Source organism: Streptomyces sp. Q2 (assembly GCF_056820935.1).
Genome location: NZ_JBXEJE010000042.1, coordinates 43,569 through 69,716, shown reverse-complemented (window position 1 = coordinate 69,716; position 26,148 = coordinate 43,569). Strand labels below are relative to the sequence as shown.

The window sequence follows — 26,148 nt, the reverse complement described above, 5'->3', positions numbered from 1 at the left end:
GGCCTCCCTCCGGTCGGGGTGTCTGGGTCGTTTCCAGACTCCCGGCGGGCGGGGGGCGATTCGTCGGGCCAAAGGGCGAGTTGCGGGGTACTGCCCGGGGTGACGGGCGGGCGGGACTACTCCCCGGGGAGTATCAGGACGGCGTCCGCGCCGACACCAGCAGCCGGGTCACGTCGTCCGCGCAGATGGTCAGGGCGGCGCCCACCGTGGTCAGCGCGTCGCGCTCGGACGGCGTGTACGGGCCGTCGGCGAGGGCGATCCGGGCGCCCTGCAGCAGGATCGATTCGCGGCCGGCGGGGGCGAGGTGCGGGGCCAGCGGGTCCAGCGCCTCGTGCAGCTCTATGGCCAGCCCGGTCCCGCACGGGCGGCCGTAGAGCCGGCCGGTGTCCAGGGCCAGCGCCTCGACCAGGGCGTCCAGCTGCTCCTCCGTGCAGTCGTCGAAGCCGGCCGCGCGCACGATGGCCGCGGCGGCCTCCAGAGACGTACGGGAGCAGGTGCCGCCCGCGGACAGCACCGCGAGGGCGACCGTGTGGACGGCGTCGCGGAGCATCGCGGAGAAGCGGGTGGTCGTGGGGTGGTCGAGGACGTCGGTGCCGAAGTGGCGGCGGCAGGCCGCGCACTCCACGACGGGTCCGGCCTCGCCGCGCGGCAGCACGGGCACGCCGAGAAGGGTGAAGCGGCGGTGCCCGGTCAGCCGCTGGAAGTTGCGGTCGCCTCCGCAGCCGGGGCAGAAGAACTCCCCGTCCCCGACGGGCGTCCACGCGGTACGTGTGCCCAGGAGGCGCACAGGCCTGGCAGCACGGCCGTTTCGTCCCCGTCCTGGCAGCACGTCAGCACCTCCGTAACTCCCCCACAGCCATAAGGGCGCGGGAGGTGCCCCCAACGGCATCATCGCCGCGCTTGCGTGATGTTAGCCACATCGGCGACCCGGCGTCATCACCCGGGACGAGACCTTCCCGTGACCTGCACATCAATTGGCCGGTATACGACGGGACAAGACGGGACCCCACCCGCCGGACAAATGGCGAACGGGGCCCCAAACCGCCGGTGAGACTGGTCAGCGAGTCGACCGGTTGACGGCCGACACGACCGCCTTCAGCGAGGCGCGGGTGGTGTTCGCGTCGATGCCGATGCCCCACAGGACCTTGTCGTCGATCGCGCACTCGATGTAGGAGGCGGCCTGCGCGGACGCGCCCTCGCTCATCGTGTGCTCCTGGTAGTCGAGCAGCCGGGCGTCGATGCCGACGGACTGCAGGGCGTCGAAGAAGGCCGAGATCGGGCCGTTGCCGGTACCGGTCAGGACCGTGTCGACGCCATCGACCGTCGCCTCGACGCGCAGCGTGTCCACGCCGTCGGTGTCGGTCGTCGACTGGCCGTTCTTGACCTGAATCCGGCCCCACGGGTTCTCGGGGTTGGGCAGGTACTCGTCCTGGAAGGTCGCCCAGATGGCGCTGCCGGTGACCTCGCCGCCCTCGGCGTCCGTCTTGGCCTGGATGAGCTTGGAGAACTCGATCTGCATCCGGCGCGGCAGGTCCAGCTTGTGGTCGTTCTTCAGGACGTACGCGATCCCGCCCTTGCCGGACTGCGAGTTGACCCGGATGACCGCCTCGTAGGAGCGGCCGACGTCCTTCGGGTCGATCGGCAGGTACGGCACGGCCCACTCGATGTCGTCGACGGTGACGCCCTTGGCGGCCGCGTCGGCCTCCATCGCGTCGAAGCCCTTCTTGATGGCGTCCTGGTGGGAGCCGGAGAAGGACGTGTAGACCAGGTCGCCCACGTACGGGTGGCGCGGGTGGACCTCCATCTGGTTGCAGTACTCCCACGTACGACGGATCTCGTCGATGTCGGAGAAGTCGATCTGCGGGTCGACGCCCTGGGAGAAGAGGTTCATGCCCAGGGTGACCAGGTCGACGTTGCCGGTGCGCTCGCCCTGTCCGAACAGGCAGCCCTCGACGCGGTCGGCGCCGGCCATCAGCGCCAGTTCGGCGGCGGCGACGGCGGTTCCGCGGTCGTTGTGCGGATGGACGGAGATGACGACGTGCTCGCGGCGGGAGATGTTGCGGCTCATCCACTCGAAGCGGTCCGCGTGCGTCGACGGGGTCGAACGCTCCACCGTGGCGGGCAGGTTGAGGATGATCTCGCGGCCCGGACCGGGCTGGTAGACGTCCATCACCGCCTCACAGACCTCCAGCGCGAAGTCCAGCTCGGTGTCGGTGAAGATCTCCGGGCTGTACTGGTAGCCGAACTCCGTCTCCGGGCCCAGCAGTTTCTCGGCGTACTCCATCACCAGGCGGGTGCCGTCGACGGCGATCTGCTTGATGTCGTCCTTGGAGCCGCGGAAGACCACCCGACGGAAGACCGGCGCGGTCGCGTTGTACAGGTGCACGGTGGCGCGCTTGGCGCCCTTCAGCGACTCCACGGTCCGCTCGATCAGGTCCTCGCGGGCCTGGGTCAGTACGGAGATGGTGACGTCGTCGGGGATGGCGCCGGGCTCCTCGACGATGGAGCGCACGAAGTCGAAGTCGGTCTGGCCGGAAGCCGGGAAGCCGACCTCGATCTCCTTGTAGCCCATCTTGACCAGCTGGTCGAACATCCGGCGCTTGCGCTCGGGCGACATCGGGTCGATCAGGGCCTGGTTGCCGTCGCGCAGGTCCGTGGAGAGCCAGCGGGGGGCGGCGGTGATCCGGTTGTCCGGCCAGGTGCGGTCCGGGATGTCGACCTGCTCGTACTGGCCGTACTTGTGGATCGGCATGGAACTGGGCTGCTGGCGGTTCGCCATGATGCGGGGGCTCCTCGAGGGCGGGTCCGGAAGGACGGCCGACGGCGCAACGCCAAAACTCCGCGGGGAGGGGGTCGGCCTCGGTTACAGGCCCTCGCCGCGGCAGCTAAGGAGAAGCAGCCCGAATCGCATGATGCTCCGCAGCCTAGCCGAGCCACGCCGGTCACGTGGGCCTGTATCAGTATGCGGGACCCCGGGAACCAATGGGACAAAAAGTGCGCTATACCACTTCGCTACGGAGAGTGAGCCTCCTTATCCCTACATTTCACCAATCATGGTTGCCTCTAGTGACAGCGGCATGACTCAGTGCAAGGGTGCCGGGCATGACGACCCACGGGGGCTTCGAGCCCGTCTTCTGCACGATCGTCCCACCCCACGTCCTCGACAAGCTCGCCCGCAACGAGGACCCCGCCCTGTCCGGCCCCGCCCGGCGCACCCTGATGCGCGACGCCCGGGAACGCGGCCGCCGCCGGGTGACCACCGAGTACGGCCTGGCCGCCGCTCCGGCCTCGAAGGCACCGTCCGACCAGCCGCTGCGCACCCTCTACGACGCCGGCCACAAGACCGTCCTCCCCGGCACCAAGGTGCGCGGGGAGGGCGAGGAGCCCGGCCAGGACGCCACGGTCAACCGCGCCTACTCCGGCCTCGGCGCCACCTTCGACCTCTTCCTCAAGGCCTACGGCCGCCACTCGATCGACGGCGACGGCCTGCCCCTGGACGCCACCGTCCACTACGACGAGAACTACGGCAACGCCTTCTGGAACGGCGAGCAGATGGTGTTCGGCGACGGCGACGGCGAGATCTTCCTCGACTTCACCATCCCGATCGACGTCATCGGCCACGAGCTGGCCCACGGCGTCACGCAGTACACCGCGAACCTCACCTACTTCGGCCAGCCGGGCGCCCTGAACGAGTCGATGTCCGACGTCTTCGGCTCGCTCATCAAGCAGTACACGCTCGGCCAGACCGCCGCCGAGGCCGACTGGCTGATCGGCGCGGGCCTGCTCGCCCCCAGCGTCACCGGAAAGGCCCTGCGCTCCATGAAGGAACCGGGCACCGCCTACGACGACGACGTCCTCGGCAAGGACCCGCAGCCCGCGACCATGGACGACTACGTCCGCACCGGCCGCGACAACGGCGGCGTCCACATCAACTCCGGCATCCCCAACCACGCCTTCTACCTGGCCGCCACCGCCCTCGGCGGCCACGCCTGGGAGAAGGCGGGCCAGATCTGGTACGACGCCCTGTCCGGCGGCGAGCTGACCGAGCGCGCCTTCTTCGGCGACTTCGCCAAGCTGACCGTCAAGGCCGCGCGCGAGCGCTTCGGCGACGGCGGCGAGGAACTCCAGGCCGTGGAGAAGGCCTGGGAGCAGGTCGGGGTGCGCATTCTGTGACTTGGTACTAGACAGGGACCCATGCGTATTCAGGTGAGGCGCACGGGCGGGTTCGCGGGCATCGAGCGGTACGCCGAGGTGGACACCTCGGGCCGGGCCGATGCCCACGAATGGCACGCCCTGGCCGAGAAGGCACTCGCCGCCGGCCGGGGCACACCGCCCATCGGGGTGCCGGACGGCTTCAGCTACCAGATCACCGTGGAGGGAAAGACGGTGTACGCGTCCGATCCCCGGCTGACCGAGGAGCAGCGCACGCTGATCTCGAAGGTCCTCAAGGAAGGTGCGTAACTCGTTGTTCCCGTCTGTCCGTTGACACCCGTACCCGCCAGTACGGATGATCCGGCGCATGGCGACGAACCCGATACCTGAGTTCCCGGCGTTCCCCGACGGCTTCCTGTGGGGCGTGTCGACCTCGGCCCACCAGATCGAGGGCGCGGCCGACCTGCGCGAACCGTCCGTCTGGGACGCCTTCGCGGCCGAGCCGGGACGGGTGAAGGACGGCTCCACGGCGGCGGTGGCCTGCGACCACTACCACCGCTACCGCGAGGACGTGGCCCTGCTAACCGGCCTGGGCGTGGACGCGTACCGTTTCTCCATCTCCTGGCCGCGGGTGCGTGCCGAGGGCGGCCTGGACTTCTACGACCGCCTGGTCGACGAGCTGTGCGCGGCGGGCGTACGGCCGGTCCCGACGCTCTTCCACTGGGACCTGCCGCTGGCCCTCCAGGAGGCGGGCGGCTGGCTGGAGCGGGACACGGCGTCGCACTTCGCGGAGTACGTGTCGGTCGTCGCCGACCGTCTCGGCGACCGCGTCAAGAAGTGGGTCACGATCAACGAGCCCGCCGAACACACACTGTTCGGACACGCCCTGGGTGCGCACGCACCGGGCAGGCAGCTCATGTTCGACGCGCTTCCGGCCGCCCACCACCAGCTCCTCGGCCACGGCCTCGCCGTACGGGCCCTGCGCGCGTCCGGCGCCACGGACATCGGCATCGCCAACTCCCACGGCCCGACGTGGCCGGCGTCCGAGGAGCCCGCGGACGTGGAGGCGGCCGGCTTCTACGACCTCCTCCTCAACCGCCTGTTCGCGGACCCGGTCCTGCTGGGCGCATACCCGGAGGGCCTGGGCGAGTTGATGCCGGGGGACGTGGCGGCGGACCTGAAGATCATCGGGGAGCCGCTGGACTGGTACGGCGTCAACTACTACGCCCCGACCCGCGTGGGCGCCCCGCAGGGCGAGGACATCGAGTTCGGCGGCCTGACGATCCCGGCCGAACTCCCCTTCTCGGTCCGTGAGATCGAGGGCGTCCCGACGACGGACTTCGGCTGGCCGGTGGTCCCCGAGGCCCTGACGGACCTCCTCACCACCTTCCACACCCGCTACGCCGACCGCCTCCCCCCGATCGTCATCACCGAGAACGGCTGCTCCTACGAGGGCATCGACGACCAGGCCCGCATCAGCTACCTGGACGCCCACATCCACGCCCTCCACCGAGCGGCACAAGCGGGCGTGGACGTCCGCGGCTACTTCGTCTGGTCCCTCCTCGACAACTTCGAGTGGGCGGAGGGCTACGCACGGCGCTTCGGCCTGGTCCACGTGGACTACGAAACCCTGACAAGAACCCCGAAGGCGTCGTACACCTGGTTCCAGAATTTGCTGAGGCCCCACAACTGACCCCCACTGGGGGCTCCGCCCCCAGACCGCCGGCCTGTGCCCACCCAGCCACCCGTCTCGGTTGGTCGAGAGGTGGGCCTTGCGGTGGCAGGTCGCGTTGTGGGTGCGTTTCGACCCACCGAGTCGGGTGGTGGGCGGGCATAGGCCCGGGGGTCTGGGGGCGGAGCCCCCGGGACGGGCACCGGGACGTCGCCTCAGCCGGGTGGCAGGGTGAGCACAGGCACCAGGGGCCCAGGGGGCGGAGCCCCCAGGGCGTTGCGTGGAGCGGCCTCCGTCAGAAGCCGAGCTTGCGCAGCTGGCGGGGGTCCCGCTGCCAGTCCTTCGCGACCTTCACATGAAGGTCCAGGAACACCGGCGTACCGAGCAGCGCCTCGATCTGCTTGCGCGACTTGATGCCGACGTCCTTCAGCCGCTTGCCCTTGGGGCCGATGATGATGCCCTTCTGGCTGGGACGCTCGATGTAGACGAACGCGTGGATGTCGAGCAGCGGCTTGTCGGCCGGCCGGTCCTCGCGAGGAAGCATCTCCTCCACCACGACCGCGATGGAGTGCGGCAGCTCATCGCGCACACCCTCCAGCGCGGCCTCCCGGATCAGCTCCGCGATCATGACCTGCTCGGGCTCGTCGGTGAGGTCACCCTCGGGGTAGAGGGCCGGGCCCTGAGGCAGCAGCGGGACGAGCAGGTCGGCCAGCAGGCTCACCTGCGTGTCGGCGACCGCCGACACCGGCACGATCTCCGCCCACTCGAACCCCAACTCCTTGCCGAGCTGGTCGATCGCGATGAGCTGCTCGGCTAGCGTCTTGGAGTCGACGAGGTCCGTCTTCGTGACGATCGCGATCTTCGGCGTCTTCTTGATGGACGCCAGTTCCTTCGCGATGAAGCGGTCACCGGGGCCGAGCTTCTCGTTCGCGGGCAGACAGAAGCCGATCACGTCGACCTCGGCCCACGTCGTACGGACGATGTCGTTGAGGCGCTCGCCCAGCAGTGTGCGCGGCTTGTGCAGCCCGGGGGTGTCCACCAGGATCAGCTGAGCGTCGGGCCGGTGCACGATTCCCCGAACCGTGTGCCGCGTCGTCTGCGGCTGGTTCGCGGTGATGGCCACCTTCGTGCCGACCAGAGCATTCGTGAGGGTGGACTTGCCCGCGTTGGGGCGGCCCACGAAACAGGCGAAGCCCGCCCGGTGGGCGGTCTCCGACGATTCCGACGGCTCGGATGACTGGCTGCGAACGCTCATGCGCCCCATTCTCCCTGATCCACGGAGCCCCTCCGTACAACAGCCCGCACAACCGTCCGCACAACCCTCCGTACGACCTTGCGTACGACCTTGCGTACGACGGTCGGCGCGGTCGGCCGCGCGGCCACCCCCACACCACCTCCCCGTGAGCTTTCGGAAACCCCCTCGCAACGAAACGTCGCGGAAACACAGCCGTAGACGTTCAGAAACGCACGCCGGTGACCCTCTGACGAGCCCCCACACCGTTGGAGACGACCGTGACCCTCGCCGCCGCAAGCGTCGACACCGGCGACACCGCCTGGCTGCTCGCCGCCACCGCCCTCGTCCTGCTGATGACCCCGGGCCTGGCCCTGTTCTACGGCGGCATGGTCCGCACGAAGAGCGTCCTCAACATGCTGATGATGAGCTTCGTGTCGATCGCCCTGGTCACGGTGGTGTGGCTGGCCGCCGGGTACTCCCTCGCCTTCGGTGACGACATCGGCGGCGGGCTCATCGGCGGGCTCGATCACGTCGGGATGTCCGGCCTCGGCCCGGACAGCGTCCAGGGGACCGTCCCCACCCTCCTCTTCGCCACGTTCCAGCTCACCTTCGCGATCATCACCGCCGCCCTGATCAGCGGCGCGATCGCCGACCGGGCGAAGTTCGGGGCCTGGCTCGTCTTCGTGCCCGTGTGGGCGCTGCTCGTATACGTTCCCGTCACCCACTGGGTGTGGGGCCCGGGCGGCTGGATCCTGGACCGCCTCGGGGCCCTCGACTTCGCGGGCGGCCTGCCCGTCGAGATCACCTCCGGCGCCTCCGGTCTCGCCCTGTGCCTGGTCCTCGGTCCGCGCCTGGGCTTCAAGAAGGACGCCATGCGTCCGCACAACCTGCCCATGGTCATGATGGGCGCCGGACTGCTCTGGTTCGGCTGGTTCGGCTTCAACGCCGGCTCGGCGCTCGGTGCAGGCGGCCTCGCCGCCGCCGCGTTCCTCAACACGCTCACCGCCGGCTGCACCGGTCTGCTCGGCTGGCTCTTCGTGGAGCAGAAGCGCGACGGCCACCCGACCACGCTGGGAGCGGCCTCCGGCGCGGTCGCGGGCCTGGTCGCGATCACGCCGTCCTGCGGTTCGGTCTCCCTGCTGGGCGCCCTGGTCGTCGGCATCGCCGCCGGCACGGTCTGCTCGTACGCCGTGAGCTGGAAGTCCAAGCTGAACTACGACGACTCCCTGGACGTCGTCGGCGTCCACCTGGTCGGCGGAGTCATCGGCACCCTCTTGATCGGCGTCTTCGCGGTCGAGTCGATGACCGGCGGGGCCGAGGGGCTCCTCTACGGTGGCGGCCTCGCCCAGCTCGGCAAGCAGCTGGTGGCCGTGGTCACCGTAGGGGCGTACGCCTTCCTCATGACGTACGGCATCGCCACACTGATCGACAAGGCGATGGGCCTGCGCGCGAGCGAGGAGCAGGAGCAGACCGGTCTGGACCTTACGGTGCACGCCGAGAGCGCATACGATCACGGCGTCCTGGGCCACGGCGCCCCGGTCACCGCGTCCGTCCCCTCCGCGCAGAAGGTCAAGCCTCAGGCATGAAGCTCATCACCGCGATCATCAAGCCGTACCGCCTCGACGAGGTCAAGAACGCCCTCCAGGAGATCGGCGTACACGGTCTGACCGTGACCGAGGCCAGCGGCTACGGCCGTCAGCGCGGCCACACCGAGGTGTACCGCGGCGCCGAGTACCAGATCGACCTGGTCCCCAAGGTGCGGATCGAGGTCGTCGTCGACGAAGCGGACTCGGACGCCGTGATCGACGCGATCGTCAAGGCCGCTCAGACGGGGAAGATCGGCGACGGCAAGGTGTGGGCGCTGCCGGTGGAGACGGTCGTACGGGTACGGACGGGCGAACGCGGCCCCGACGCGCTGTAGCCACGGGGGCCGCGTTCGCGCGGCTCAGTCGAACACGAACGGGCCGGGCGACTGCGGGCCGGTCGCCGTGCAGGTGATGGTGATGCCGAAGACCGTCATCTGCAGCGAACCGCCGAAGGCCTCCAGGGTGTCGCCGGAGGCCACGGTGCCGGCGAGCGGGCCGACGTTGACGGGGTCGCCGGCCGCCATGGCCGCGTTCTTCGTGCCGGTGAAGGCGGTGGTGCCGCCTGCCGCGTTCACCAGGGTGAGGGTGGAGCTGATCGAGTCCTGCGCAAGGGCGATCGGCGCGGTGATCGCGACGGAGGTGACGGTGACGGTGGCGGCGGTGCCGTCCTGCGTCGCCGTCAGGGTGGCCTCACCGCTGCCGAAGGTTCCGCAGTCGGCGCTGATGGTGGCGGTGTCCGGGGTGACGGCCACGGCCGTGGGTGCGAGGGCGAGTCCGGTGAGCGCGAGGGCTCCTACCGCGACTGCCACACCTGTTCCTGCTCGCTTGCCTCTCATGGGTCTCCGACTCCCTTCCCGAGTGGGGAAGTGCCATGTGGGGATGGACGGGAGAATTACTGACGGTCCGTCAGAACTGTTGGTCCCATTGATGCGCATGAGGTGGGACGGTCACAAGAGCGATATTCGGCCGGTCATGGGCCCCTGCTACAAACTGGGCACGTTAAGCATTTTCGACGCACCGGTAAATTGACGGCATGCCGAACGCCGAACGACCGGAACAATAAAGTCCGGATTTCGGTCCCACAACATGAACGTGCAGGTCGACAGGAAAGCACTCCGCTCCCTCGGCCCACCTGCGGAGCAACTCATAATCGACTGCCGTTACGGCCAGAATGATCCACTCCATTCTGACCGAAACGAATCAGCGAGTACGTGTAGCATCGACTGCCAGCGGCCCACTAATTCACCGGCGAAGGAAGTCGGGCCATCAACGGGGGCACCACCGCTGCACCCGCGCACTCTCTTCACGCACGCGAATGTTTGACGCGAACGAAGGGATCGCATGTCATCGATACGAATCCTGCTCGTGGACAACGAACGGCTGGTCGCCGAGGGGTTCCGGAAGTTACTGGAGGGCTTCTCCGAGTTCTCCGTGGTCTCCGTCGCCCGCGACGGGATGTCGGCACTGCGGGAGGTACGCCGGGAGCGGCCGCACGTCGTCGTCATGGGCCTGTGCCCCGCCGGATCCGACGGGGCACAGGTTGCCCGGGCGATCCGCCGGGACTTCCAGCACGTACGGATCGTCGTCCTCGCCACCAATCAGCAACCGGTCTACATGCGCGAGGCGTTCGCAGCCGGCGCCAGCGCCTACCTCTCCCGGAACATCGGCGCGGACGAGCTGCGCGACACCCTGCTCACCGTGCACCGCGAGGGCGCCTCCCTGTCCACCGTCACGGCGGGGCAGGTCCTGGAGCTCCTCTCGGGACGCCCGGCGGACGGCGGTTCGCCGCTGTCCCAGCTCACCGAGCGCGAGCGGCAGATCCTGTTCCTCGTGGCCGACGAGCAGGCGACCCACCGCATCGCCAAGCGTCTGGGCATCAGCCCGAAGACGGTCCGCAACTACCTCAGCCGTATCTACGCCAAGCTCGGCACCCAGAACCGGGTGCAGACCGCGCTGTACGCCAAGCGCTCACTGGACCCGCAACCGGTCACCGAGCCCTGACCCGCAAATCGCGCGCCCTGCCTCCTCCTGCCCAAATACGATACGCTTCTCGTAGCGTATTTTAATGGTTGCGTTTTTGACCGATCCCGGAGGAGGGGGCATGGCGCCCAACCGGTGGTGGACGCTGACCGTGGTGTCGGTGGGCAGCTTCATGCTGCTGCTCGACGTCACGATCGTGAACATCGCGCTGCCCGACATCGAGGAGGCCCTGGACGCCACACTCACGGACCTGCAATGGGTGGTGGCGGCGTACGCCGTCGCGCTGTCCGCCGCCCTGCTCACCGCGGGCTCCCTCGCCGACCGGTTCGGCCGGCGGGCCGTCTTCTCCTGGGGCATGGCGATCTTCACACTCGCCTCGATGCTGTGCGGAGTCGCCCAGGACCCGCTCACCCTCATCGCGGCCAGGGTGCTGCAAGGGGTGGGCGGCGCCGCCCTGCTGGCGACCTCGCTGGCGCTGCTCGCCGCGGCCTACCCCGACCACCGCGACCGGCATGTGGCCCTCGCCGTCTGGGGTGCCGTCAGCGGTGCCGCGCTCGCCGTCGGGCCCCTCGCGGGCGGCGTCCTCGTCGAGGCGGCCGGCTGGCGGTGGATCTTCCTGGTCAACCTGCCCGTGGGAATCCTCGCCCTGATCGCCACCGCGCTGCGGGTCGACGAGTCCCGGGCCGAGAGCGCCGGGGGGATCGACTGGCCCGGCTTCCTCACCTTCGGCACCGCGCTGGGCGCGCTGTCGTTCGCCCTGCTGCGCGCCAACGAGGAGGGCTGGAGCAGCACCCAGGTGGTGAGCGGCTTCGCCCTGTCCGCCGTATCGCTGACCGCGTTCGTCCTGGTCGAGCGGGCCCGGCGCGATCCCATGCTGCCGGGCGCCCTGTTCGGGAAACTCACCACCACGGGTGCCGCCGTCGGCGTACTGGCCATGAGTTCCACGGCGTTCGCGCTGCTGCTGTATCTGACGCTGTATCTGCAGACGGTCCTCGGACACGAACCGCTGGCGGCCGGATTACGGCTGCTGCCGCTGACCCTCTCCATCTTCGCGGCCTCGGCGATCGCGGCCCGGGTGGGCACGGTGCTGCCGGCCCGCTGGCTGGTGTCCGCGGGACTCGCCTGCATCGGCGCCGGCCTGCTGCTCATGGGCGGGCTCAGCACCTCCGACGACTGGACCGCCCTGCTCGCCGGGCAGTTGGTCACCGGCCTCGGCGTCGGCCTGGTCAACCCGAACGTGGTGGCCGCCGCGATGGGCGCGGTGGAACCGGCCCGGGTCGGGGTCGCCTCCGGGCTGAGCAACACCTGCCGGTCCCTGGGGATCGCCGTCGGCATCGCCTCCCTCGGCGCGGTCTTCGCCGACCGGGTGCGCGACGCGGTGCACGAGGCGCTCGCGGGCACCCCGCTCCAGGAACGGGCGGGCGAACTGGGCCACGCCGTCTCCTCCGGCCAGATGGGTCCCGCACTCGCACAACTCCCGCCGGAACAACGGGGGATCTTCACCGACGCCGCGCACTCCGCGTTCGTCGACGGGCTGAACTCGATCCTGACGGTGGCGGCGGTGGTGGCCTTCGTGGGCGCGCTCGCCGTGATCCCGCTCATTCGCAGCCGCGACCTTTCCACCACCGGGCCCGACGGCGAACCCCTGCCGATCGCGGCCGGACACTGACCGGTGCCGGCCCGCGTCGGCCCGCACCCACACCAGGAGCGTTCCATGAAGACCGAGACCGCCCAGTGCTGTGTCGTCGGCGGCGGCCCCGCCGGGATGATGGCCGGACTGCTGCTCGCCCGGCAGGGCGTGGAGGTGACCGTCGTCGAGAAACACGGCGACTTCCTGCGGGACTTCCGCGGTGACACCGTCCACCCCTCGACCCTCCAGATCATCGACGAACTCGGGCTGCTGGACGAGTTCCTCCGGATCCCGCACACCAAGGTCACCGACATCACCGTGAGCACCGCCGCCGGCCCCACCACGTTCGCCGACTTCTCCAAGATCCGAAGCCGCTATCCGTACATCGCCTTCATGCCGCAGTGGGACGTCCTCGACTTCCTGGCCCGCAAGGCCGGTGAGCTGCCCGGCTTCCGCCTGGTCCAGAAGGCCGAGGCGACCACCGTGATCCGGGAGGGCGACCGAGTGCGCGGGGTCCGCGCGGACACCCCGGAGGGGCCGCTGGAGATCCGCGCCGACCTGGTGATCGCCGCCGACGGCCGCCACTCGACGATGCGCAAGGCCGCCGGGCTCACCGTGTCCGCCAGCGCGGCCCCCATGGACGTGCTGTGGTTCCGGCTCAGCCGCGAACCCGGCGAGACCATGACCTTCCTGCACACCGGAAGGGGCTTCGTGCTGATCACCATCGACCGCGGCGCCTACTGGCAGGTCGCGTACGTCATCCCGCAGGGCCAGTACGACGCCGTACGCGCGGAGGGCCTGGACCGCCTCCGGACCGACGTCTCCAGCGTGCATCCGCCCTTCGCCGCGCGGGTCGAGGAGGAGATCCGCGACTGGGACGAGGTGAAGCTGCTGGGCGTCCGCGTCGACCGGCTGCGCACCTGGCACCGGCCCGGCCTGCTGTGCATCGGGGACGCGGCGCACGCCATGTCGCCGGCCGGCGGGGTCGGCATCAACCTCGCCGTGCAGGACGCGGTGGCCGCCGCACGGATGCTCGGACCGGTGCTGCGCACGGGGCGCACGCCGACACCGCAGGAGTTGCGCCGCGTGCAACGGCGGCGTGAACTCCCGGTGCGTGCGGTGCAGTTGGCGCAGGTGCACATGCTGGCGGACCTGTATCCGAAGGACCGGCGGTCGGTGGTGGAGCGGCCGTTCGCGGCCCGGCTGGTACGACGCTTCCCCTTCCTGAACCGGTGGACGGCACAGTTCATCGGGGTGGGGCTGCGGCCGGAGCACATCTCCTGAGTCGTGATCCGTCCTTGCCCGTCCTCCCTCTGTCGTCGCTCCGTCGTCGCTCTCAGGTGGACCGGATCGCCGGCCAGATCGTGTCGACCACCGAGTCCGCCCAGTCGGCGGGCGGCGGCGCGCCCCGTACGGCGAACCGGGCGATGAACGAACCGGCCAGCATGCTGACGACCGTCTCGTAGTCGACGTCGGCCCTCAGCTCGCCGTCCTCCACCCCGGCCTGCAGGGTCCGGAAGATGACCTGAAGGCGCGGCCCCAGGATGGTCTCGCGGAAGACCTGGGTGAATTCCGGGTCCTCGTCGCCGTGCAACAGGGCGACCAGGGCCCGGAGGCCGACGACCTCTTCCAGACCATGCCTGAATTGCTTGAGCAAATAGACAAGCCGTTCACGCACCGGAAGGCCGGGGGACGGTTCCGGGATGTCCTCCACAAAGGCGAGCGAGGACCGAAGAAGTTCATAGCGGTTCTTGTACCGGCGGTAGATGGTCGTCTTCGCGGAACCCGAATACTGGGCCACCGCCTCCACCGTCACGCCCTGCGGGCCGCGTTCCCGCAGCAGGGCGAGAGCGGCCAGATTGATTCCTCTGGATACTTCCGCACTGCGGGGGCGGCCCGGAGTGGACCGGGCGATATCTTCTTCAACCATTGCGCCCAGTATAGGGACGACCGGGGGCGGTTCAGGGCGGCACAGGGACGGTTATACGGCGGAGCCGGGCCCGAAGTGGACACGGGTCCAGCTCACCGGCACTCCCGCCGCGTGCAGTCGCCCCAGCGCCATGAGCATGGGGGCGGTGCCGTCGGTGCTCCGGCCGAGCGAGGCCAGCCACAGCCGCTCGCCTCCCGGCAGACAGCGTGCGCCGAGCCCGGTCAGCGCCCGGCCGGGGCCGACCTCCACATGGGCGCGTACGCCGAGTTCGTCGAGGACGCGGACCGCGTCCAGGAACCGCACCGGGCCGCGCAGGTGCCGGCACCAGTGGTCCGGGGCGAGCGGACCGGTGACCCGCGTGCCGGTGACCGTGGAGACGAAGGGGATGCGAGGCGGATGCGTGCGGATCGTGGCGGCCACGGCTCGCAGTTCGTCCGAGGCCGGTTGCTGGAGCGGTGAGTGGAGACCGGCTGAGACCGGCAGGCTGCTGGTCCGGACGCCGGAGGCCGTGAGCCGGTCGACGATCCGGGCCAGTGCCGTGGCCCGGCCGGACAGGGACACCTCGTCCGGGGAGATGACCGCCGCGAGGCCCACCGACGGCTCGGTGTCCGCGAGGAGTTCGAGGGCGGCCTTCTCCCCCAGCGCCACCACCGCCATCGCGCCGTCGGTGACCCGCTCAGCCAGCGTGACCTGCGTGCCGAGCAGCCGCACCGCGTCCTCCGGGGAGAAGATCCCCGCCCAGCAGGCGGCGGCGTACTCGCCCGAGCTGAAGCCGAGCACGGCCGCGGGTTCGACGCCCCAACTGCGCCACAACTCGCCCAGCGCGATGTTGACGCAGAACGTGCCGAGGGCCGCGTGGGCGAGCCGGTGCACCACGGGTGGCCCGGCGCCGGGGTCGAGCAGCTCCTGGAGAGGCACGCCGACGAAGGGGCGGGCCGCCTCCGCACAGCGGTCGAAGGCCGCCCTGAACACCGGTTCCGTGCGGTGGAGTCCCTGGGCCATGCCGGCGTACTGCGCTCCCTGGCCGCTGAACAGGAAGGCGACCGGCGGCCGACGGGCCGGGTCGGCGTGCCCGACGAAGACCTCCCGGACCGGCTCGCCCGCCAGGTGGACGCCGATCCGGTCGGCCATCTCACCCGCCGTACGGCCCACCACACCGAGCCGGTGGCCGGAATGCGGCCCCGCGGCGGCCTCGGCGCACAGTTCGGCGGGGGAGACTCCGCCGAGCCGGGCGAGGCGGGCGGCGGTGTCGCGGGCGGTGGTGGTCAGGGCGTCCGGGGCGGAGGCGGCGAGGATGAGCAGGTGGGTGGTGCGGGGGGCGTACGGGGCGTGGGGGTCGTAGCGGGCGCCGTAGGAGTCGACGTGTGCGTCCCCGCGGGAGTCGTCGAAGGGGTCGTCGTAGGGGTCGTGCGTCATGGTGGGAGGCCCTTCACCTGGGGGCGGGGTCGTCGGACCCCGTGCGGGCGACCGCCCGGCACCAGGCCGCTCCCGCGTCGGCGAGGGCGATCGGGAACGCCATGAACGTGAACGGGCCGTCGGGAAGGGTCCGCAGCCGGGCCAGCCCTTCGATCTGGATGAACTCCCGTTCCCGCCCGTGCAGATGCGTGGGCCACAGGGCCCCGGAGTCGCCCGTGGCGAAGAAGTTCTCGACCATCCGGCGGGCCGGCCCGTCGAAGCTCCAGCAGTCCGTGCCGAGCACCTTCACGCCGAGGTCCAGGAGGAGGTCGACGGCCTCAGGGGTGATCGCCGTGGACTCCGTGTAGTACGCCGGGGTGCCGAGCCGCAGATCGGAGTCGGTGCGGAACAGCACCACCCAGCCCGGGCCGACCCGCGGATGGGCCGCGCGCAACGCCTCCTTGACGTCGGTCGCCGTCACCCGGCCACCGCAGTCGCGCACGTCGAGGACGACGCCGGGGCCGTGGAACCACTCCAGGGGCAGGTCCATGACCTTCTTCGCCGGCTGCCCCTCGCACTCCGGGCCGTAATGGAAGGGCGCGTCGACGTGGGTGCCCTGGTGGACGGACATCCGGTAGAACTCGTTCGACATGAAGCAGCCGTCGGGCAGGTCCTGTTCGCGCAGGCGGCGGCTGCCGGTGAGCCAGCGCAGGTGATTGACGAGCCGGTCCCGGCGGCTGTCCCCGGGCAACGCCCTGATCCTCCGGGAGAGGTGGCGGACACCGTCGCGGTGGAGCCACTGCTCGAACTCGACACCGGGGGCGTCTCGGCTGACGGGGATGCTCAGATCGACGAACACGAGCTACTCCTTGGTGGTTCCGGACTGCGGCTCCTCGCGTGCGTCCGGCAGCGGTCGCCGCCGGACGGCCCGGCGCCCGGTGCCCGCCGTGGTGCCGGGTATCCACGCGGGCACGGCACGCCGGTAGGCGGTGTACTCGGCGCCGAAGGTCTCGGACAGTCCCGGCTCCTCGACCCGGCGGGCGGTCGTCCAGGAGACGGCCAGGACGAAGGCGGCCCACAGGGCGATGCCCGGCGCGGACCACAGCAGGGTCTCGCCGGTCAGGACGAGGGTCATTCCGGCGGCCATGGGGTTCCGGATCACCGCGTACCAGCCGGAGCGCACGAGGCGTTCGGGCGGCCGGTCGCCGAGGGGGGTGGGCTGACGCAGGTAGACGCGGTCCACGGCGTCCGCGGTCATCCAGGCGCCGAGCAGGACGAGGCCGGCCCCGGCAGGCAGCGACAGCCAACCGGACAGAGGCAGTCGCGGACCGGGCAGCCACAGCCCCAGCACCGCGGGCACGATCCCGGCGACGGTCACCGGAATCAGGAGGGGACCGGTGCGTATACGGCGACGGCGGTTCACGGGTTCGTCGCTGTGTACGCCGCTCACAGGTTCCTCACCCGTGTGCCGGTTCACTCCTCGGCGTCCCCGGTTCACAGAAGTCTCCGCGCCGCGGGTGTGCACACGGCGGCCAGCTTCGGCACGTCGGCCAACGCCGCCATCACCCGCTCCCCGTAGACCTCCCGCACCCGGCCCGCCACCGCCCGCGCGCCCGGCGCATACGTCTGGGTGCCGATCGACTCCAGGGCGAAGGACGCGAGCACACAGCCCAGTCGGGCCGCGGCCTCGACCGGTACGCCGAGGGAGACCGCAGCGAGCATGCCCGCCCGCAGCGCGTCGCCCGCCCCCGTCGGATCGGTCACCGGGACACCCGGCACCGCGGGCACGACGACCGGTTCGTGGCCGGCGCGCTGGAGACGTACGCCGTCGGCGCCGAGCGTGGTCACCCAGGTGCCGACCCGGTCCAGGACGCTCGCGGCGCCCCAGCCGGTGCACTCCTGGAGCAGTGCGGCCTCGTACTCGTTGGTGAACAGCCAGCGGGCCTCCCCCAGCAGAAAGCGGACGTCCGCCCGGTCCATCCGGGCGATCTGCTGGGAGGGGTCGGCGACGAAGGGCAGTCCGGCGCTGCGGCACTCCTCGGTGTGCCGCAGCATCGCCGCGGGGTCGTTCGGCGACACCACCACCAGGTCGAGCCGCCCGAGGCGTTCGCGCACGTCCCGTAGGGCGATGGTGTACGCCGCCCGCATCGCACCCGCGTGGAACGTGGCGATCTGGTTGTGGTCCGCGTCGGTCGTGCACACGAACCGTGCCGTGTGCTCGCCGGGCACCACCAGCACGGAGTCGGTGTCCACGCCGTGCTGCTTGAGCCACACCTGGTAGTCCGGGAAGTCGGCCCCGGCCGCGCCGACCAGCACCGGGGACAGCCCGAGCCGCCCGAGACCGTACGCGATGTTGGCGGCGACGCCACCACGCCGTATCTCCAGCCGGTCGGAGAGGAACGACAGGGAGACGCTGTGCAGTTGGTCGGCGACGAGTTGCTCGGCGAAACGGCCCGGGAAGGACATGAGGTGGTCCATCGCGATGGACCCGGTGACGGCGACACGTACCGAGGACGGGTGTCGGGTCACGGCTTTACGGCCCCCGACTCGATCTTCTCCTTGATGCCGGCCTGGTTCTGTCGGGTGTGCGTGTTCATCCGCTCCAGGACGGTGGCGAGCGGGACGTCGAACTTCTCGTCGAGCTCGAAGTCCTGGATCCAGGTCATCAGCGTCCCGTCGGGGACGGCCTGACAGCTCCACCTGAGGTGCATGTAGGCGAACGGGTAGAGGGGGTCACGGCGTTCGGCGACCGCGACCAGCTCGCGGTGGTCCAGGATCCGCCAGGAACGCCAGCTAGCCCCCTCCTCGTTGGTCAGCTCGAACACGATCTCCGTCCAGCGGCCGTCGCGTTCCTCGGAGAGGACCTTGGCCTGGCTGTACTCGTCGAAGATCTCCGACCAGCGGGCGATGTCGTTGGTGACGTCGAAGACGAGCCGGGCGTCGGCCCCGATGACGATGCTGTTCTCGATCCGCGGCATCCCGTCACCCCCGCACGGCGGTGCCGGCGGACAACAGCCGCCCGACACACGCCACCAGGTCACCCACGGTGGTGAACCCGCCCTCGGCGTCGGCGTCGATACCGATGCCGAAGTGCTGCTCCAGGGCGACGACGATCTCCACCAACTCGGTCGAGTCGATGTCGAGGTCCTCGGCGAGCCGCCGGCCGTCCTCCAGTTCGTCCCCGTCGAACCCGACGCCGCGCATGACCGCGACCACCTGCTCCCGTACGTTCATCGCTTCTCTCTCCTCCTCTGCGTGATCCCTGTGATCCCTGGGTTATGTGGCTATGTGGCTATGTGGTTATGTGGTCTCTGTTGTTGCCGTGTCCCCGTGGACTCCGTGGCTGCTCCTAGACGGCGAGGGCGATCGCCACGGCGACCCCCGCCTCATGGGTGATGCTCAGGTGCAGCCCGGTGAACGAGGCCCGCCGGAACGCCTCCTCGGCCCGCCCGGACAACCGTGGCACCGGCTGTCCGGAGGCCGCGCGGCCGATCTCGACGTCCAGCCAGCCGCAGCCCGGCCCATGTCCGCCGAAGGTCTTGCGGACGGCCTCCTTGGCCGCGATCCGGCCGGCCAGACGGTAGACCCGGTGGCGCGGCGAGCCGCTCTCGCACAGGGCCTGCTCGGCGGGCGTGAACAGCCGGTCGTACAGAGGCTGTCCGCGGCGTTCGAGCATGGCTCGCAGGCGTTGTACGTCCACGACGTCGATGCCGATCCCGCGTACCGTCGCGGGGACGTCCCGGAGGGCTTCCGCGATCAACGCCTCAGCAGCAGACACGCGTTCACACCCCCAAGGCCTCGGGACACGACCAGCGTGTGCTCCCACTCCGGGGCCGGCCGGGCCACCCCCCGCACGAGGTCGAGGTCGATGCCGGGCGCCGGGCGGTCGAGGTTCACGGTGGGCGGGATCACGCCCGCCGCCATGGCCCGCAGGGCGAGCGCCACGTCGGCCGGGGCGGCCGCGCCGAGCAGGTGCCCGAAGCCCGACTTGGGTGCGGTGACCGGGAGGTGGGCCGCGTCCTTGCCGAACGCCTCCTGCAGGGCGTAGCCCTCGGTGACGTCCTCGAAGGGGATGCCGGAGCCGTGTGCGAAGACCGCGCCGAGGTCGCCGCCCGAGATCCCGGCCCGCTCGGTGGCGGTACGCATGGCCCGGCCCAGCACCTGTCCGGTCGGTTCGACCGTGTAGTACGGCATGTAGCCGTCGGTGCTGACGCCCCAGCCGGCGAGTTCGCCGAGGATGCGTGCGCCGCGCCGCTCGGCGTGCTCGCGGCGCTCCAGCACCAGGAACGCCGATCCTTCGGCGAAGACGCTGCCGCCGTGCCCGGCGTCGAAGGGCCGGTACAGCTCGTGCGGGGCGAGGGAGCCGCGGGCCTTGGCGACGAGGCCGCTGGTCTCCAGGCACAGCCAGCCGTACGGCGACAGGGGTGCCTCCACGCCGCCCGCGATGACGACGTCGGCCCTGTCGCGCAGCAGGGTCTCGGCGCCGCCGATCAGGGCGTAGGCGCCGCTCGCCCGGTCGGCGACGAAGGTGCGGGCCGGGCCCTTGATGCCCTGGTCGATGCAGATGTTGCCCTGCGGCGCCGCCGGGAACCAGGCCGTGGCCTGGTACGGGCTGACCGCGCGCGGCCCGTCGGTCCACAGCTTGCGCAGCTCACGCTCGGCGAACTCCCAGCCGCCGAGGATGTTGCCCACCATGACGCCGGTGCGCTCGGGGGCCACGTCGGTTCCGACCGCGACCCCGGCGTCCGTGAGGGCCCGGCGGACGGCGTGCACGGCGAGGTGGGTGAAGCGGTCGGTGCGTTTGACGAAGCGGGACGGCAGCTCGGCCTCGGCGTCGAAGCCGGCCTGGCCTGCGACGGGGCAGGCGTAGTCGCCGGCGTCGAAGCGGTCGATGGTGGCCAGGTGGGAGGTGCCCTCGCGGGCGCTGTTCCACAGGGGTTCGAGGCCGTCGCCCGCCGGGGTGAGGGCCCCGGCACCGGTGATAACGATGCTCATGACCGGCCCCCGTCCCGCACGGCCCGGACGACCATTGCCGCGTGCAGCCCTGCGAAGCCGCTGGCGTCCTTGAGGATGACCTCGCCGTCCCAGGGGCGGCCGGTGCCCGGCACGTAGTCGAGGTCGCACGTGGGGTCGGGCGTCTCGTAGTTGGCGGTGGGGTGGACGAAGGAGTGCCGGCTCGCCAGGGCGCACAGCACGATCTCCATGGCGCTGGCGGCGGCCAGGGCGTGGCCGAGCATGGACTTCGCCGAGTTCACCGGGATCTCGTGGGCGCGCTCGCCGAGCGCCAGCTTGAGCGCGCTGGTCTCGCAGGTGTCGTTCTGCCGGGTCGAGCTGCCGTGCGAGCTGACGTGGTCGACGGCCCCGGGCGCCACCCCGGATGCGTCGATGGCCTGGCTCATGGCCCGGGTCAGGTCCTCGCCGTCGGACAGCAGGTCGGTCATGTGGATGGCGTTGGATGTGTGCGAGAAGCCGCTGATCTGGAGGTAGGCGGTGGCGCCGCGCCGTAGCGCGTGCTCCTTCTCCTCCAGTACGACGACACCGCAGCCCTCGCCGAGCACGAAGCCGTCGCGGTCCGCGTCATAGGGGCGGGACGCCGCCTCGGGGCGGTCCGGGTGGGCGCGGGAGAGGCAGTTGATGATCTCGAAGGAGGCCACGGTCACCGGGGTGATGGGGGCCTCGCTGGCTCCCGCGATCATGACGTCCGCGTCGCCGTGGGCGATCGTCTCGTAGGCGTGGCCGACCGCGTCGATGCCGCCGATGCAGCCCGTGGACAGGGTGACGCAGGGACCCTGGGCGCCGAGCAGGGCCGACAGGACGGTCCCGGGTGTGTTCGACATGGCCGCGAGGTACAGGTCACGGCCCGCCTTCGCCGGGTCGATGGGCTTACGTCCCTCATCGGTGACGGCGAGGAACTCCTCCTCCATCTTCGGCGTGCCGCAGATGGCCGTGGACAGCGAAATACCGGTGCGCTCCCCGTCGTGGCCGCCCTCGTCGAGGCCCGCGTCCCGTACGGCCTGCAAAGCCGCCGCGACCGCGAACTGCACGTACCGGTCGAGCCGCTGCACCTCCGGGGGCAGTGACGGTATCTGCTCTTCGAATCCCGGCACTTCGGCTATCGCGTCGGAGGCGAAGTCGAAGGACGTGAACAGTGAGGAACTCGTGATTTCGGAAAGGGATTTCGTGACGCTTTTGCCTGCCGAGACCGTGTCCCAGAAGGCGTCCTTTCCGATTCCCGCCGGGCTGATCACGCCGAGCCCGGTGACGACCACTTCTCGCATGGTTACCGCCTTTCTCCTGTCTGGGCCGTCACCAGCCCGCGCGTTACGCATTCCTTCGCCGTCACCCCGGCTTCTTCCATGAGGGCGCGGTAGTTCTCCGCCGCCATGACGGCTCCTTCCGCGGTGTTGACCAGCAGGCTGAGCCCGAGCATCGGGCGGCTCAGCGCGGGCCGTCCCGGCTCCGGCCGCATGACGTCGGCCAGCAGCAAGGTGCCTCCCGGGCGCAGCAGGCGGGCGCACTCCCCGACCAACCGTGCCGTCGCCGTAGGTCCCGCGAAGCGGCCCGTGTGCGCCAGCACCACGGTGTCGAAGCCGGCGTCGGCGAACGGCGGGGCGGCGAAGTCGGCGGACACGAAGCGGAACCTGTCGCCCACCGCGAACTCCGCCGCCCGCGCCCGGGCACACTCGAGCAGCACCGGATCGTCGTGCGCGGTCACCTCGGCCAGCGGATCGGCCGCGGCCAGGGCGATGCCCCACTCGCCGCCCCCGCAGGCCAGGTCCAGCACCCGTCCGGCCCGGCCCGCCCCGCGCAGCTCCAACGCCTCCACCGCCTCGAAGGCGACCCGTACGGCGATCGGGAAGCCGCCGCCGAACAGCCCCGGGTGCCGGCCGCGCGAGGCCGGTGCGCCGAAGTTCCCGGAGCGTTCGCCGGAGCGGGTGACCGAGGTCAGGGAGCTCCAGCGGTCCCACTGGGCGAGCACCTCGGCGAAGTGGTCGCCCAGGTAGGCCGGTTCGCCCTCGACGAGGTAGGTGCGGGACAGCTCGGTCAGGGTCTGCCCGTCCTCGGTGAGCAGCCCGAACTCCGTGAGGACGGCCAGCAGGTCGCCCAGCGCCCGGGGGTCGCAGCCGAGGGCCGTCGCGAGGTCCTCCACGCGGCGCGGCCCCCAAGCCAGTTCGCTGAACACGCCCAGCTCCAGGGCCGTACCGAGGGCTCTGGCCCTGGCGAAACCGAAGTTCAGGGCCAGTAACGGAGCGGGGTCGGGGGCGTTCGTGTAGCGGGCCAGGGCCGCAGCGTGGGAAGCGGGGGGCGCGGCCGGCGCCGAGGTGTCGGTCATCCTGGCGCGTCCTACTTGGTGGCCGTGAGCAGACCGGAGAGCAGGGACACGTTGCGGGTCCCGATCTCGCGGAACCCGGCGCCCTCCACCCAGGCCCGGATCTCGTCCACGTCGCGGACCTCGCCCTCCTCCGTGTTGACGAGCAGGATCAGCCCGAACATCGACGGGAAGAGGCCGGTGGCCAGGGCGGGCATGTGGGAGTGCACCAACAGCCGCCCCCCGTCGGGCAGATGGGCGTGGATGCGTTTCACCAGGTGCGCGGCGCGCTCGGGGCCGTATCCGTCGAGCACGTGGGACAGGAGGACCGCGTCGGTCTCGGGCCAGGGGTCCTCCATGATGTCCGCGGGCCGGACCTCGACCCGGTCCTGCAGACCGGCCTCGCGCACGTTGGCGCTCGCCAGGTCGGTCACCGCGGGGTAGTCGAGGGCGGTGACCTTCAGCTCCGGGTGGTGTGCGGCCAGGGCGATCGAGTAGTCGCCGGAGCCGCAGCCCAGGTCGACGACGCGGCGCACACCGGCCAGCGGTGCCGCGGCGGCCAGCTTGCCCGCCTGGAGGCGGGAGCTGACCCGCATGGCCTGGATGAGCCGCCCGGTGCCCTCGCGGCCCTCGCCGGCCGCGGCGCCCTGGTCGCGGTAGCCCTTCTTCAGGACCCGCTGGTTGAGGGAGGTGTTGGTGCGTACGGCCTCGTCGAGGCGGGAGAAGTGGCCGAAGTGGGTGTTCTGGTGCGCGGCGAACCCGCCCATGTACTCGGGGCGCCCGGCGACCAGGTAGCGGCTCGCCTCGTCGGAGTTGCGGTAGCCGCCGTTCTCGACGCGTACCAGGTCCAGGCCTTTGAGCGCGACGAGGAGGGCGCGGGCGGGGCGCTCCTCCAGCCCCAGTCCACCGGCGAGTTCGGCCAGGGTGTGCGGGTGCTTCTCCAGCGCCTCGAAGACGCCGAGTTCGAGGGCCGTGAACACGGCCTTGGACTGGAGGTAGGCGGTCAGGATGGTGTGGACCCGGGACGAGTCCCCGCCGACGGAGGCCTTCGCGGCCTGAGCGCTGGTCACTTGCCCTCCAGGAGGCTGGTGTACTCGGGCATCTGCGTGTACTCGTAGGGGTCCTCCGAGAGGAAGACGTTGCGTACCGGAGGCCGCTCGCACGGGGCGACCACGAGGAAGCGGCACGTCTGTCCGGGCCCGGTGACGAAGCCGTGCGGCTCGCCTCGGGGGATGAAGATGGCCTCGCCCGGACCGACCTCCTCGGTACGGCCCTGATCGGGCAGGACGAGCCCCATGGAGCCTTCGAGCACGTAGATCTCGTGCTCCCACTCGTGGAAGTGGGGCGGGGTGGATCCGTCGGGCGACACCTCGAACTCGGTGAGAACGAAGCGGTCCGCGCCGTCCGGAGTGTCGATCAGTTTGCGGTGCGTTGTTTCCTTCGCTCCCGGTTCCCTTACGATTTCCGCCTTCACGTCGGTTCGGTGCACGCGTTTCATCGGCCGCCTTTCGGTTCGCCGGGACCCGTCATCCCTTGATTCGAAACGCGACTCTAGGGCGGAAACAGGAAATCCCTCTACGGGCACCTGTCACCGCGCATCCGTGACAATCACCCAGAAACGACCGGGACATGCGCCCACCCGGTGGGGACACCCACCCAAGAAGCCACCGCCGGTCAGAACTCTGCCGGAATTCGACTGTGGCCGGCATGCGGAAGCCGGAATTCTGAAGATGTGAACAAGGACCGAATTCTCAGCGCGGCCCGTCAGGAACTGTGCCGGCACGGCTTCGAGGGGACGACCCTGCGCGGGGTGGCCCGTCGGGCGGGGGTGGACGCGCGACTGGTGAGCTACTACTTCGCGGGCAAGGAGCAGTTGTGCACCGAGGCCGTGCGGCTGCCGTGGGACTGCCCATCCGCGGGCCGCGCCGCGCTCGCCGCCGCGCTGACGCACCGGCCCTCCGCCGCCTGGCTGGGCGACGCGCTCGGTGCCGCGCTCGGCGAGAGGTGCCGGGCGGCGGGGGCGCGGGACCCGGCCCTAGGTGCGGGGGCCACGGCGAGCGTCCTGCTGGGCGTCACGCTGCTCTCCTGCGCCGGGGTCCCCGCGCTGGATCCGCCCGAGCCCGGGATGGCCGCGGCCGTGTCGGCCCACCTCGGGACCCTCCTGTCGGAACCGCCGTCATGAGTCCCAGGAGCAGGGGCCGCCGACCGGGCACCGGCAGCGCCCGCGCGCAGATACTCGACGCGGCCCGCACCGTTTTCGCCGAACGCGGCTACTCGGGCACGACCCTGCGGGCCATCGCCCGCGCCGCCGGGGTCGACGCGTCACTCGTCCACCACTTCTTCGGCCCGAAGGAGGACGTCTTCGTGGCCGCGATCGGCCGGGCGCCGAGCCTCGACATCCCCACGGCGGCCGCCACCGGTGGAGCGCCTGTAGGGGTGCCACCGGTCGGGGTGCCGCCGGTCGGGGTCGCTGTCGGCGCCGCGGAGCGCATCCTCCGTGCCTGCCTGGACCAGTGGGAGGCTCCGGAACGCCGCGACGCCGTCCTGGCGGTCGTCCGCTCCACGGTCTCGCACGCCGAGGCCGCCGCACGGCTACGGCACTTCGTCGCCGTGGAACTCCACGGCACCCTGGCGCGGACCCACCCCGGACCCGACGCGGCGACCCGCGCCACCCTGGTGGGGGCCCAGCTGATCGGCCTGATGGTGGCGCGGCACGTGGTCCCGATGGAGCCACTGGCCTCGGCCGACCGGGACACGCTGGTGGGTCTGCTCGCCCCGGCACTCGGGCGGTATCTGGACACGCCCCCGGTCCGGTGAGCCGGTCAGCCCGCGGAGACCGTCGCCCGCACGGCCCCGTCCGGCCCCGCCACCAGCACCGGCGTCTCGGGTCCGCCCAGATCCCGTACGGCTGCCCGGTCCTCCGGTGCCGCCGACTCCGCGTCCGTCACGACCGCGGCCGCCTCCAGGGACTTGGCGCCCGAGGCCACCGCCATCGCCACCGCCGTCTGCAGGGCGCTCAGCTTCAGCGAGTCGAGGTCGACGGTCCCGGCGACATACGTCCGCCCGGTCTCGTCGCGTACGGCCGCCCCCTCGGGCACACCGTTACGGGCCCGCGCCGAACGGGCCAGGGTGACGATCTTGCGGTCCTCGGGGTCGAGCGCGCTGCTGTCGGTCATGAGGTGAGCATACGTAGAACCGCCGCGACGCCCCCGCCGCGGGGTGAGGCACCCAGATATGCGGTACGATTGATCTTGAGCCGA

At 70.9% G+C, this 26,148-nt stretch carries 28 protein-coding genes; 10 read left to right on the top strand and 18 right to left on the bottom strand.

Features of this window, described 5'->3' with window-relative positions:
- Positions 1-133: 133 nt before the first annotated feature.
- Positions 134-829: a TerB family tellurite resistance protein gene (locus tag ACWBNA_RS37160; protein ID WP_482708952.1), complete on the bottom strand. Its 696-nt coding sequence runs from the start codon at positions 827-829 to the stop codon at positions 134-136.
- A 228-nt stretch (positions 830-1,057) separates the two neighbouring features.
- Positions 1,058-2,779, bottom strand: coding sequence for a 2-isopropylmalate synthase (leuA, locus tag ACWBNA_RS37155; RefSeq protein ID WP_482708951.1), 1,722 nt, complete (start codon positions 2,777-2,779; stop codon positions 1,058-1,060).
- 323 nt (positions 2,780-3,102) lie between these two features.
- Between leuA and ACWBNA_RS37150 the strand changes: the two genes are divergently transcribed.
- From ACWBNA_RS37150 to ACWBNA_RS37140, 3 genes are read left to right on the top strand one after another with little or no spacing between them, the layout of a single operon-like run.
- A complete protein-coding gene (locus ACWBNA_RS37150) occupies positions 3,103-4,173 on the top strand; it encodes a M4 family metallopeptidase (RefSeq protein WP_482708950.1) in 1,071 nt (356 codons plus the stop codon).
- A 21-nt stretch (positions 4,174-4,194) separates the two neighbouring features.
- Positions 4,195-4,461, top strand: coding sequence for a protealysin inhibitor emfourin (locus ACWBNA_RS37145; RefSeq protein WP_482708949.1), 267 nt, complete (start codon positions 4,195-4,197; stop codon positions 4,459-4,461).
- A 46-nt stretch (positions 4,462-4,507) separates the two neighbouring features.
- Positions 4,508-5,845, top strand: a complete 1,338-nt coding sequence (locus ACWBNA_RS37140) for a GH1 family beta-glucosidase (protein ID WP_482708948.1) — start codon at positions 4,508-4,510, stop codon at positions 5,843-5,845.
- 274 nt (positions 5,846-6,119) lie between these two features.
- Here the strand turns inward: ACWBNA_RS37140 and era are convergent, their stop codons facing one another.
- A complete protein-coding gene (era, locus tag ACWBNA_RS37135; protein WP_482708947.1) occupies positions 6,120-7,088 on the bottom strand; it encodes a GTPase Era in 969 nt (322 codons plus the stop codon).
- Between the two features lie 248 nt (positions 7,089-7,336).
- On the opposite strand from era, the gene ACWBNA_RS37130 reads away from it, so the two are divergent.
- Both ACWBNA_RS37130 and ACWBNA_RS37125 read left to right on the top strand, forming a co-directional pair.
- Complete coding sequence (locus ACWBNA_RS37130; RefSeq protein ID WP_482708946.1) at positions 7,337-8,644, top strand: ammonium transporter; 1,308 nt, start codon at positions 7,337-7,339, stop codon at positions 8,642-8,644.
- Positions 8,641-8,979, top strand: coding sequence for a P-II family nitrogen regulator (locus ACWBNA_RS37125; protein ID WP_482708945.1), 339 nt, complete (start codon positions 8,641-8,643; stop codon positions 8,977-8,979). Before ACWBNA_RS37130 ends, ACWBNA_RS37125 begins: the two co-directional genes overlap by 4 nt.
- Positions 8,980-9,003: 24 nt before the next feature.
- Here the strand turns inward: ACWBNA_RS37125 and ACWBNA_RS37120 are convergent, their stop codons facing one another.
- A complete protein-coding gene (locus ACWBNA_RS37120; protein WP_482708944.1) occupies positions 9,004-9,480 on the bottom strand; it encodes a hypothetical protein in 477 nt (158 codons plus the stop codon).
- Between the two features lie 505 nt (positions 9,481-9,985).
- On the opposite strand from ACWBNA_RS37120, the gene ACWBNA_RS37115 reads away from it, so the two are divergent.
- The 3 genes from ACWBNA_RS37115 (at position 9,986) to ACWBNA_RS37105 (ending at position 13,538) form a co-directional block, all read left to right on the top strand.
- On the top strand, positions 9,986-10,645 hold the full coding sequence (locus ACWBNA_RS37115) for a response regulator (protein WP_482708943.1): 660 nt from the start codon (positions 9,986-9,988) through the stop codon (positions 10,643-10,645).
- Positions 10,646-10,745: 100 nt separating this feature from the next.
- On the top strand, positions 10,746-12,293 hold the full coding sequence (locus ACWBNA_RS37110; RefSeq protein ID WP_482708942.1) for an MFS transporter: 1,548 nt from the start codon (positions 10,746-10,748) through the stop codon (positions 12,291-12,293).
- Between the two features lie 45 nt (positions 12,294-12,338).
- Positions 12,339-13,538: an FAD-dependent oxidoreductase gene (locus ACWBNA_RS37105; RefSeq protein WP_482708941.1), complete on the top strand. Its 1,200-nt coding sequence runs from the start codon at positions 12,339-12,341 to the stop codon at positions 13,536-13,538.
- Between the two features lie 52 nt (positions 13,539-13,590).
- On the opposite strand, the gene ACWBNA_RS37100 is transcribed toward ACWBNA_RS37105, so the two are convergent.
- The 13 genes from ACWBNA_RS37100 to ACWBNA_RS37040 form a co-directional block, all read right to left on the bottom strand.
- Positions 13,591-14,184: a TetR/AcrR family transcriptional regulator gene (locus ACWBNA_RS37100; RefSeq protein WP_482708940.1), complete on the bottom strand. Its 594-nt coding sequence runs from the start codon at positions 14,182-14,184 to the stop codon at positions 13,591-13,593.
- Positions 14,185-14,235: 51 nt separating this feature from the next.
- The gene (locus ACWBNA_RS37095; RefSeq protein WP_482708939.1) at positions 14,236-15,600 is read right to left on the bottom strand and encodes an acyltransferase domain-containing protein; all 1,365 of its coding nucleotides are present in this window, start codon (positions 15,598-15,600) and stop codon (positions 14,236-14,238) included.
- 13 nt (positions 15,601-15,613) lie between these two features.
- The gene (locus tag ACWBNA_RS37090; protein WP_482708938.1) at positions 15,614-16,438 is read right to left on the bottom strand and encodes a cyclase family protein; all 825 of its coding nucleotides are present in this window, start codon (positions 16,436-16,438) and stop codon (positions 15,614-15,616) included.
- 3 nt (positions 16,439-16,441) lie between these two features.
- Positions 16,442-17,029 (bottom strand): methyltransferase family protein, encoded by a 588-nt coding sequence (locus ACWBNA_RS37085; RefSeq protein ID WP_482708937.1) that lies wholly within the window; start codon positions 17,027-17,029, stop codon positions 16,442-16,444.
- A gap of 44 nt (positions 17,030-17,073) precedes the next feature.
- Complete coding sequence (locus tag ACWBNA_RS37080; protein ID WP_482708978.1) at positions 17,074-18,057, bottom strand: carbohydrate kinase family protein; 984 nt, start codon at positions 18,055-18,057, stop codon at positions 17,074-17,076.
- A gap of 47 nt (positions 18,058-18,104) precedes the next feature.
- Positions 18,105-18,557 carry an SRPBCC family protein gene (locus ACWBNA_RS37075; RefSeq protein ID WP_482708936.1) on the bottom strand — a complete coding sequence of 151 codons (453 nt, stop codon included), beginning with the start codon at positions 18,555-18,557 and terminating at the stop codon, positions 18,105-18,107.
- A 4-nt stretch (positions 18,558-18,561) separates the two neighbouring features.
- Positions 18,562-18,813, bottom strand: a complete 252-nt coding sequence (locus ACWBNA_RS37070; RefSeq protein ID WP_482708935.1) for an acyl carrier protein — start codon at positions 18,811-18,813, stop codon at positions 18,562-18,564.
- 115 nt (positions 18,814-18,928) lie between these two features.
- On the bottom strand, positions 18,929-19,357 hold the full coding sequence (acpS, locus tag ACWBNA_RS37065; RefSeq protein ID WP_482708934.1) for a holo-ACP synthase: 429 nt from the start codon (positions 19,355-19,357) through the stop codon (positions 18,929-18,931).
- Positions 19,336-20,574: a beta-ketoacyl-[acyl-carrier-protein] synthase family protein gene (locus ACWBNA_RS37060; protein ID WP_482708933.1), complete on the bottom strand. Its 1,239-nt coding sequence runs from the start codon at positions 20,572-20,574 to the stop codon at positions 19,336-19,338. The genes acpS and ACWBNA_RS37060 overlap by 22 nt, the downstream gene beginning before the upstream one ends.
- Positions 20,571-21,857 (bottom strand): beta-ketoacyl-[acyl-carrier-protein] synthase family protein, encoded by a 1,287-nt coding sequence (locus ACWBNA_RS37055; RefSeq protein ID WP_482708932.1) that lies wholly within the window; start codon positions 21,855-21,857, stop codon positions 20,571-20,573. Before ACWBNA_RS37055 ends, ACWBNA_RS37060 begins: the two co-directional genes overlap by 4 nt.
- 2 nt (positions 21,858-21,859) lie before the next feature.
- Complete coding sequence (locus ACWBNA_RS37050; protein WP_482708931.1) at positions 21,860-22,912, bottom strand: methyltransferase domain-containing protein; 1,053 nt, start codon at positions 22,910-22,912, stop codon at positions 21,860-21,862.
- Between the two features lie 11 nt (positions 22,913-22,923).
- The gene (locus ACWBNA_RS37045) at positions 22,924-23,958 is read right to left on the bottom strand and encodes a methyltransferase (RefSeq protein WP_482708930.1); all 1,035 of its coding nucleotides are present in this window, start codon (positions 23,956-23,958) and stop codon (positions 22,924-22,926) included.
- Positions 23,955-24,362 (bottom strand): cupin domain-containing protein, encoded by a 408-nt coding sequence (locus ACWBNA_RS37040; RefSeq protein ID WP_482708929.1) that lies wholly within the window; start codon positions 24,360-24,362, stop codon positions 23,955-23,957. The genes ACWBNA_RS37045 and ACWBNA_RS37040 overlap by 4 nt, the downstream gene beginning before the upstream one ends.
- A 258-nt stretch (positions 24,363-24,620) precedes the next feature.
- Here ACWBNA_RS37040 and ACWBNA_RS37035 point away from each other — a divergent pair, with 258 nt between their 5' ends.
- Both ACWBNA_RS37035 and ACWBNA_RS37030 read left to right on the top strand, forming a co-directional pair.
- The gene (locus ACWBNA_RS37035; protein WP_482708928.1) at positions 24,621-25,070 is read left to right on the top strand and encodes a helix-turn-helix domain-containing protein; all 450 of its coding nucleotides are present in this window, start codon (positions 24,621-24,623) and stop codon (positions 25,068-25,070) included.
- A complete protein-coding gene (locus ACWBNA_RS37030; protein WP_482708927.1) occupies positions 25,067-25,705 on the top strand; it encodes a TetR/AcrR family transcriptional regulator in 639 nt (212 codons plus the stop codon). The genes ACWBNA_RS37035 and ACWBNA_RS37030 overlap by 4 nt, the downstream gene beginning before the upstream one ends.
- A 5-nt stretch (positions 25,706-25,710) precedes the next feature.
- On the opposite strand, the gene ACWBNA_RS37025 is transcribed toward ACWBNA_RS37030, so the two are convergent.
- Positions 25,711-26,064 (bottom strand): cytidine deaminase, encoded by a 354-nt coding sequence (locus ACWBNA_RS37025; RefSeq protein ID WP_482708926.1) that lies wholly within the window; start codon positions 26,062-26,064, stop codon positions 25,711-25,713.
- Between the last annotated feature and the right edge of the window lie 84 nt (positions 26,065-26,148).

Coding starts and splice junctions, on each gene's coding strand:
- ACWBNA_RS37095 (WP_482708939.1), bottom strand. CDS start 15,600: ATGACGCACGACCCCTACGACGACCCCTTCGACGACTCCCGCGGGGAC.
- ACWBNA_RS37115 (WP_482708943.1), top strand. CDS start 9,986: ATGTCATCGATACGAATCCTGCTCGTGGACAACGAACGGCTGGTCGCC.
- ACWBNA_RS37060 (WP_482708933.1), bottom strand. CDS start 20,574: ATGAGCATCGTTATCACCGGTGCCGGGGCCCTCACCCCGGCGGGCGAC.
- ACWBNA_RS37100 (WP_482708940.1), bottom strand. CDS start 14,184: ATGGTTGAAGAAGATATCGCCCGGTCCACTCCGGGCCGCCCCCGCAGT.
- ACWBNA_RS37140 (WP_482708948.1), top strand. CDS start 4,508: ATGATCCGGCGCATGGCGACGAACCCGATACCTGAGTTCCCGGCGTTC.
- era (WP_482708947.1), bottom strand. CDS start 7,088: ATGGGGCGCATGAGCGTTCGCAGCCAGTCATCCGAGCCGTCGGAATCG.
- ACWBNA_RS37105 (WP_482708941.1), top strand. CDS start 12,339: ATGAAGACCGAGACCGCCCAGTGCTGTGTCGTCGGCGGCGGCCCCGCC.
- ACWBNA_RS37110 (WP_482708942.1), top strand. CDS start 10,746: ATGGCGCCCAACCGGTGGTGGACGCTGACCGTGGTGTCGGTGGGCAGC.
- leuA (WP_482708951.1), bottom strand. CDS start 2,779: ATGGCGAACCGCCAGCAGCCCAGTTCCATGCCGATCCACAAGTACGGC.
- ACWBNA_RS37080 (WP_482708978.1), bottom strand. CDS start 18,057: ATGGACCACCTCATGTCCTTCCCGGGCCGTTTCGCCGAGCAACTCGTC.
- ACWBNA_RS37145 (WP_482708949.1), top strand. CDS start 4,195: ATGCGTATTCAGGTGAGGCGCACGGGCGGGTTCGCGGGCATCGAGCGG.
- ACWBNA_RS37075 (WP_482708936.1), bottom strand. CDS start 18,557: ATGCCGCGGATCGAGAACAGCATCGTCATCGGGGCCGACGCCCGGCTC.
- ACWBNA_RS37120 (WP_482708944.1), bottom strand. CDS start 9,480: ATGAGAGGCAAGCGAGCAGGAACAGGTGTGGCAGTCGCGGTAGGAGCC.
- ACWBNA_RS37030 (WP_482708927.1), top strand. CDS start 25,067: ATGAGTCCCAGGAGCAGGGGCCGCCGACCGGGCACCGGCAGCGCCCGC.
- ACWBNA_RS37025 (WP_482708926.1), bottom strand. CDS start 26,064: ATGACCGACAGCAGCGCGCTCGACCCCGAGGACCGCAAGATCGTCACC.
- ACWBNA_RS37050 (WP_482708931.1), bottom strand. CDS start 22,912: ATGACCGACACCTCGGCGCCGGCCGCGCCCCCCGCTTCCCACGCTGCG.
- ACWBNA_RS37150 (WP_482708950.1), top strand. CDS start 3,103: ATGACGACCCACGGGGGCTTCGAGCCCGTCTTCTGCACGATCGTCCCA.
- ACWBNA_RS37125 (WP_482708945.1), top strand. CDS start 8,641: ATGAAGCTCATCACCGCGATCATCAAGCCGTACCGCCTCGACGAGGTC.
- ACWBNA_RS37055 (WP_482708932.1), bottom strand. CDS start 21,857: ATGCGAGAAGTGGTCGTCACCGGGCTCGGCGTGATCAGCCCGGCGGGA.
- ACWBNA_RS37070 (WP_482708935.1), bottom strand. CDS start 18,813: ATGAACGTACGGGAGCAGGTGGTCGCGGTCATGCGCGGCGTCGGGTTC.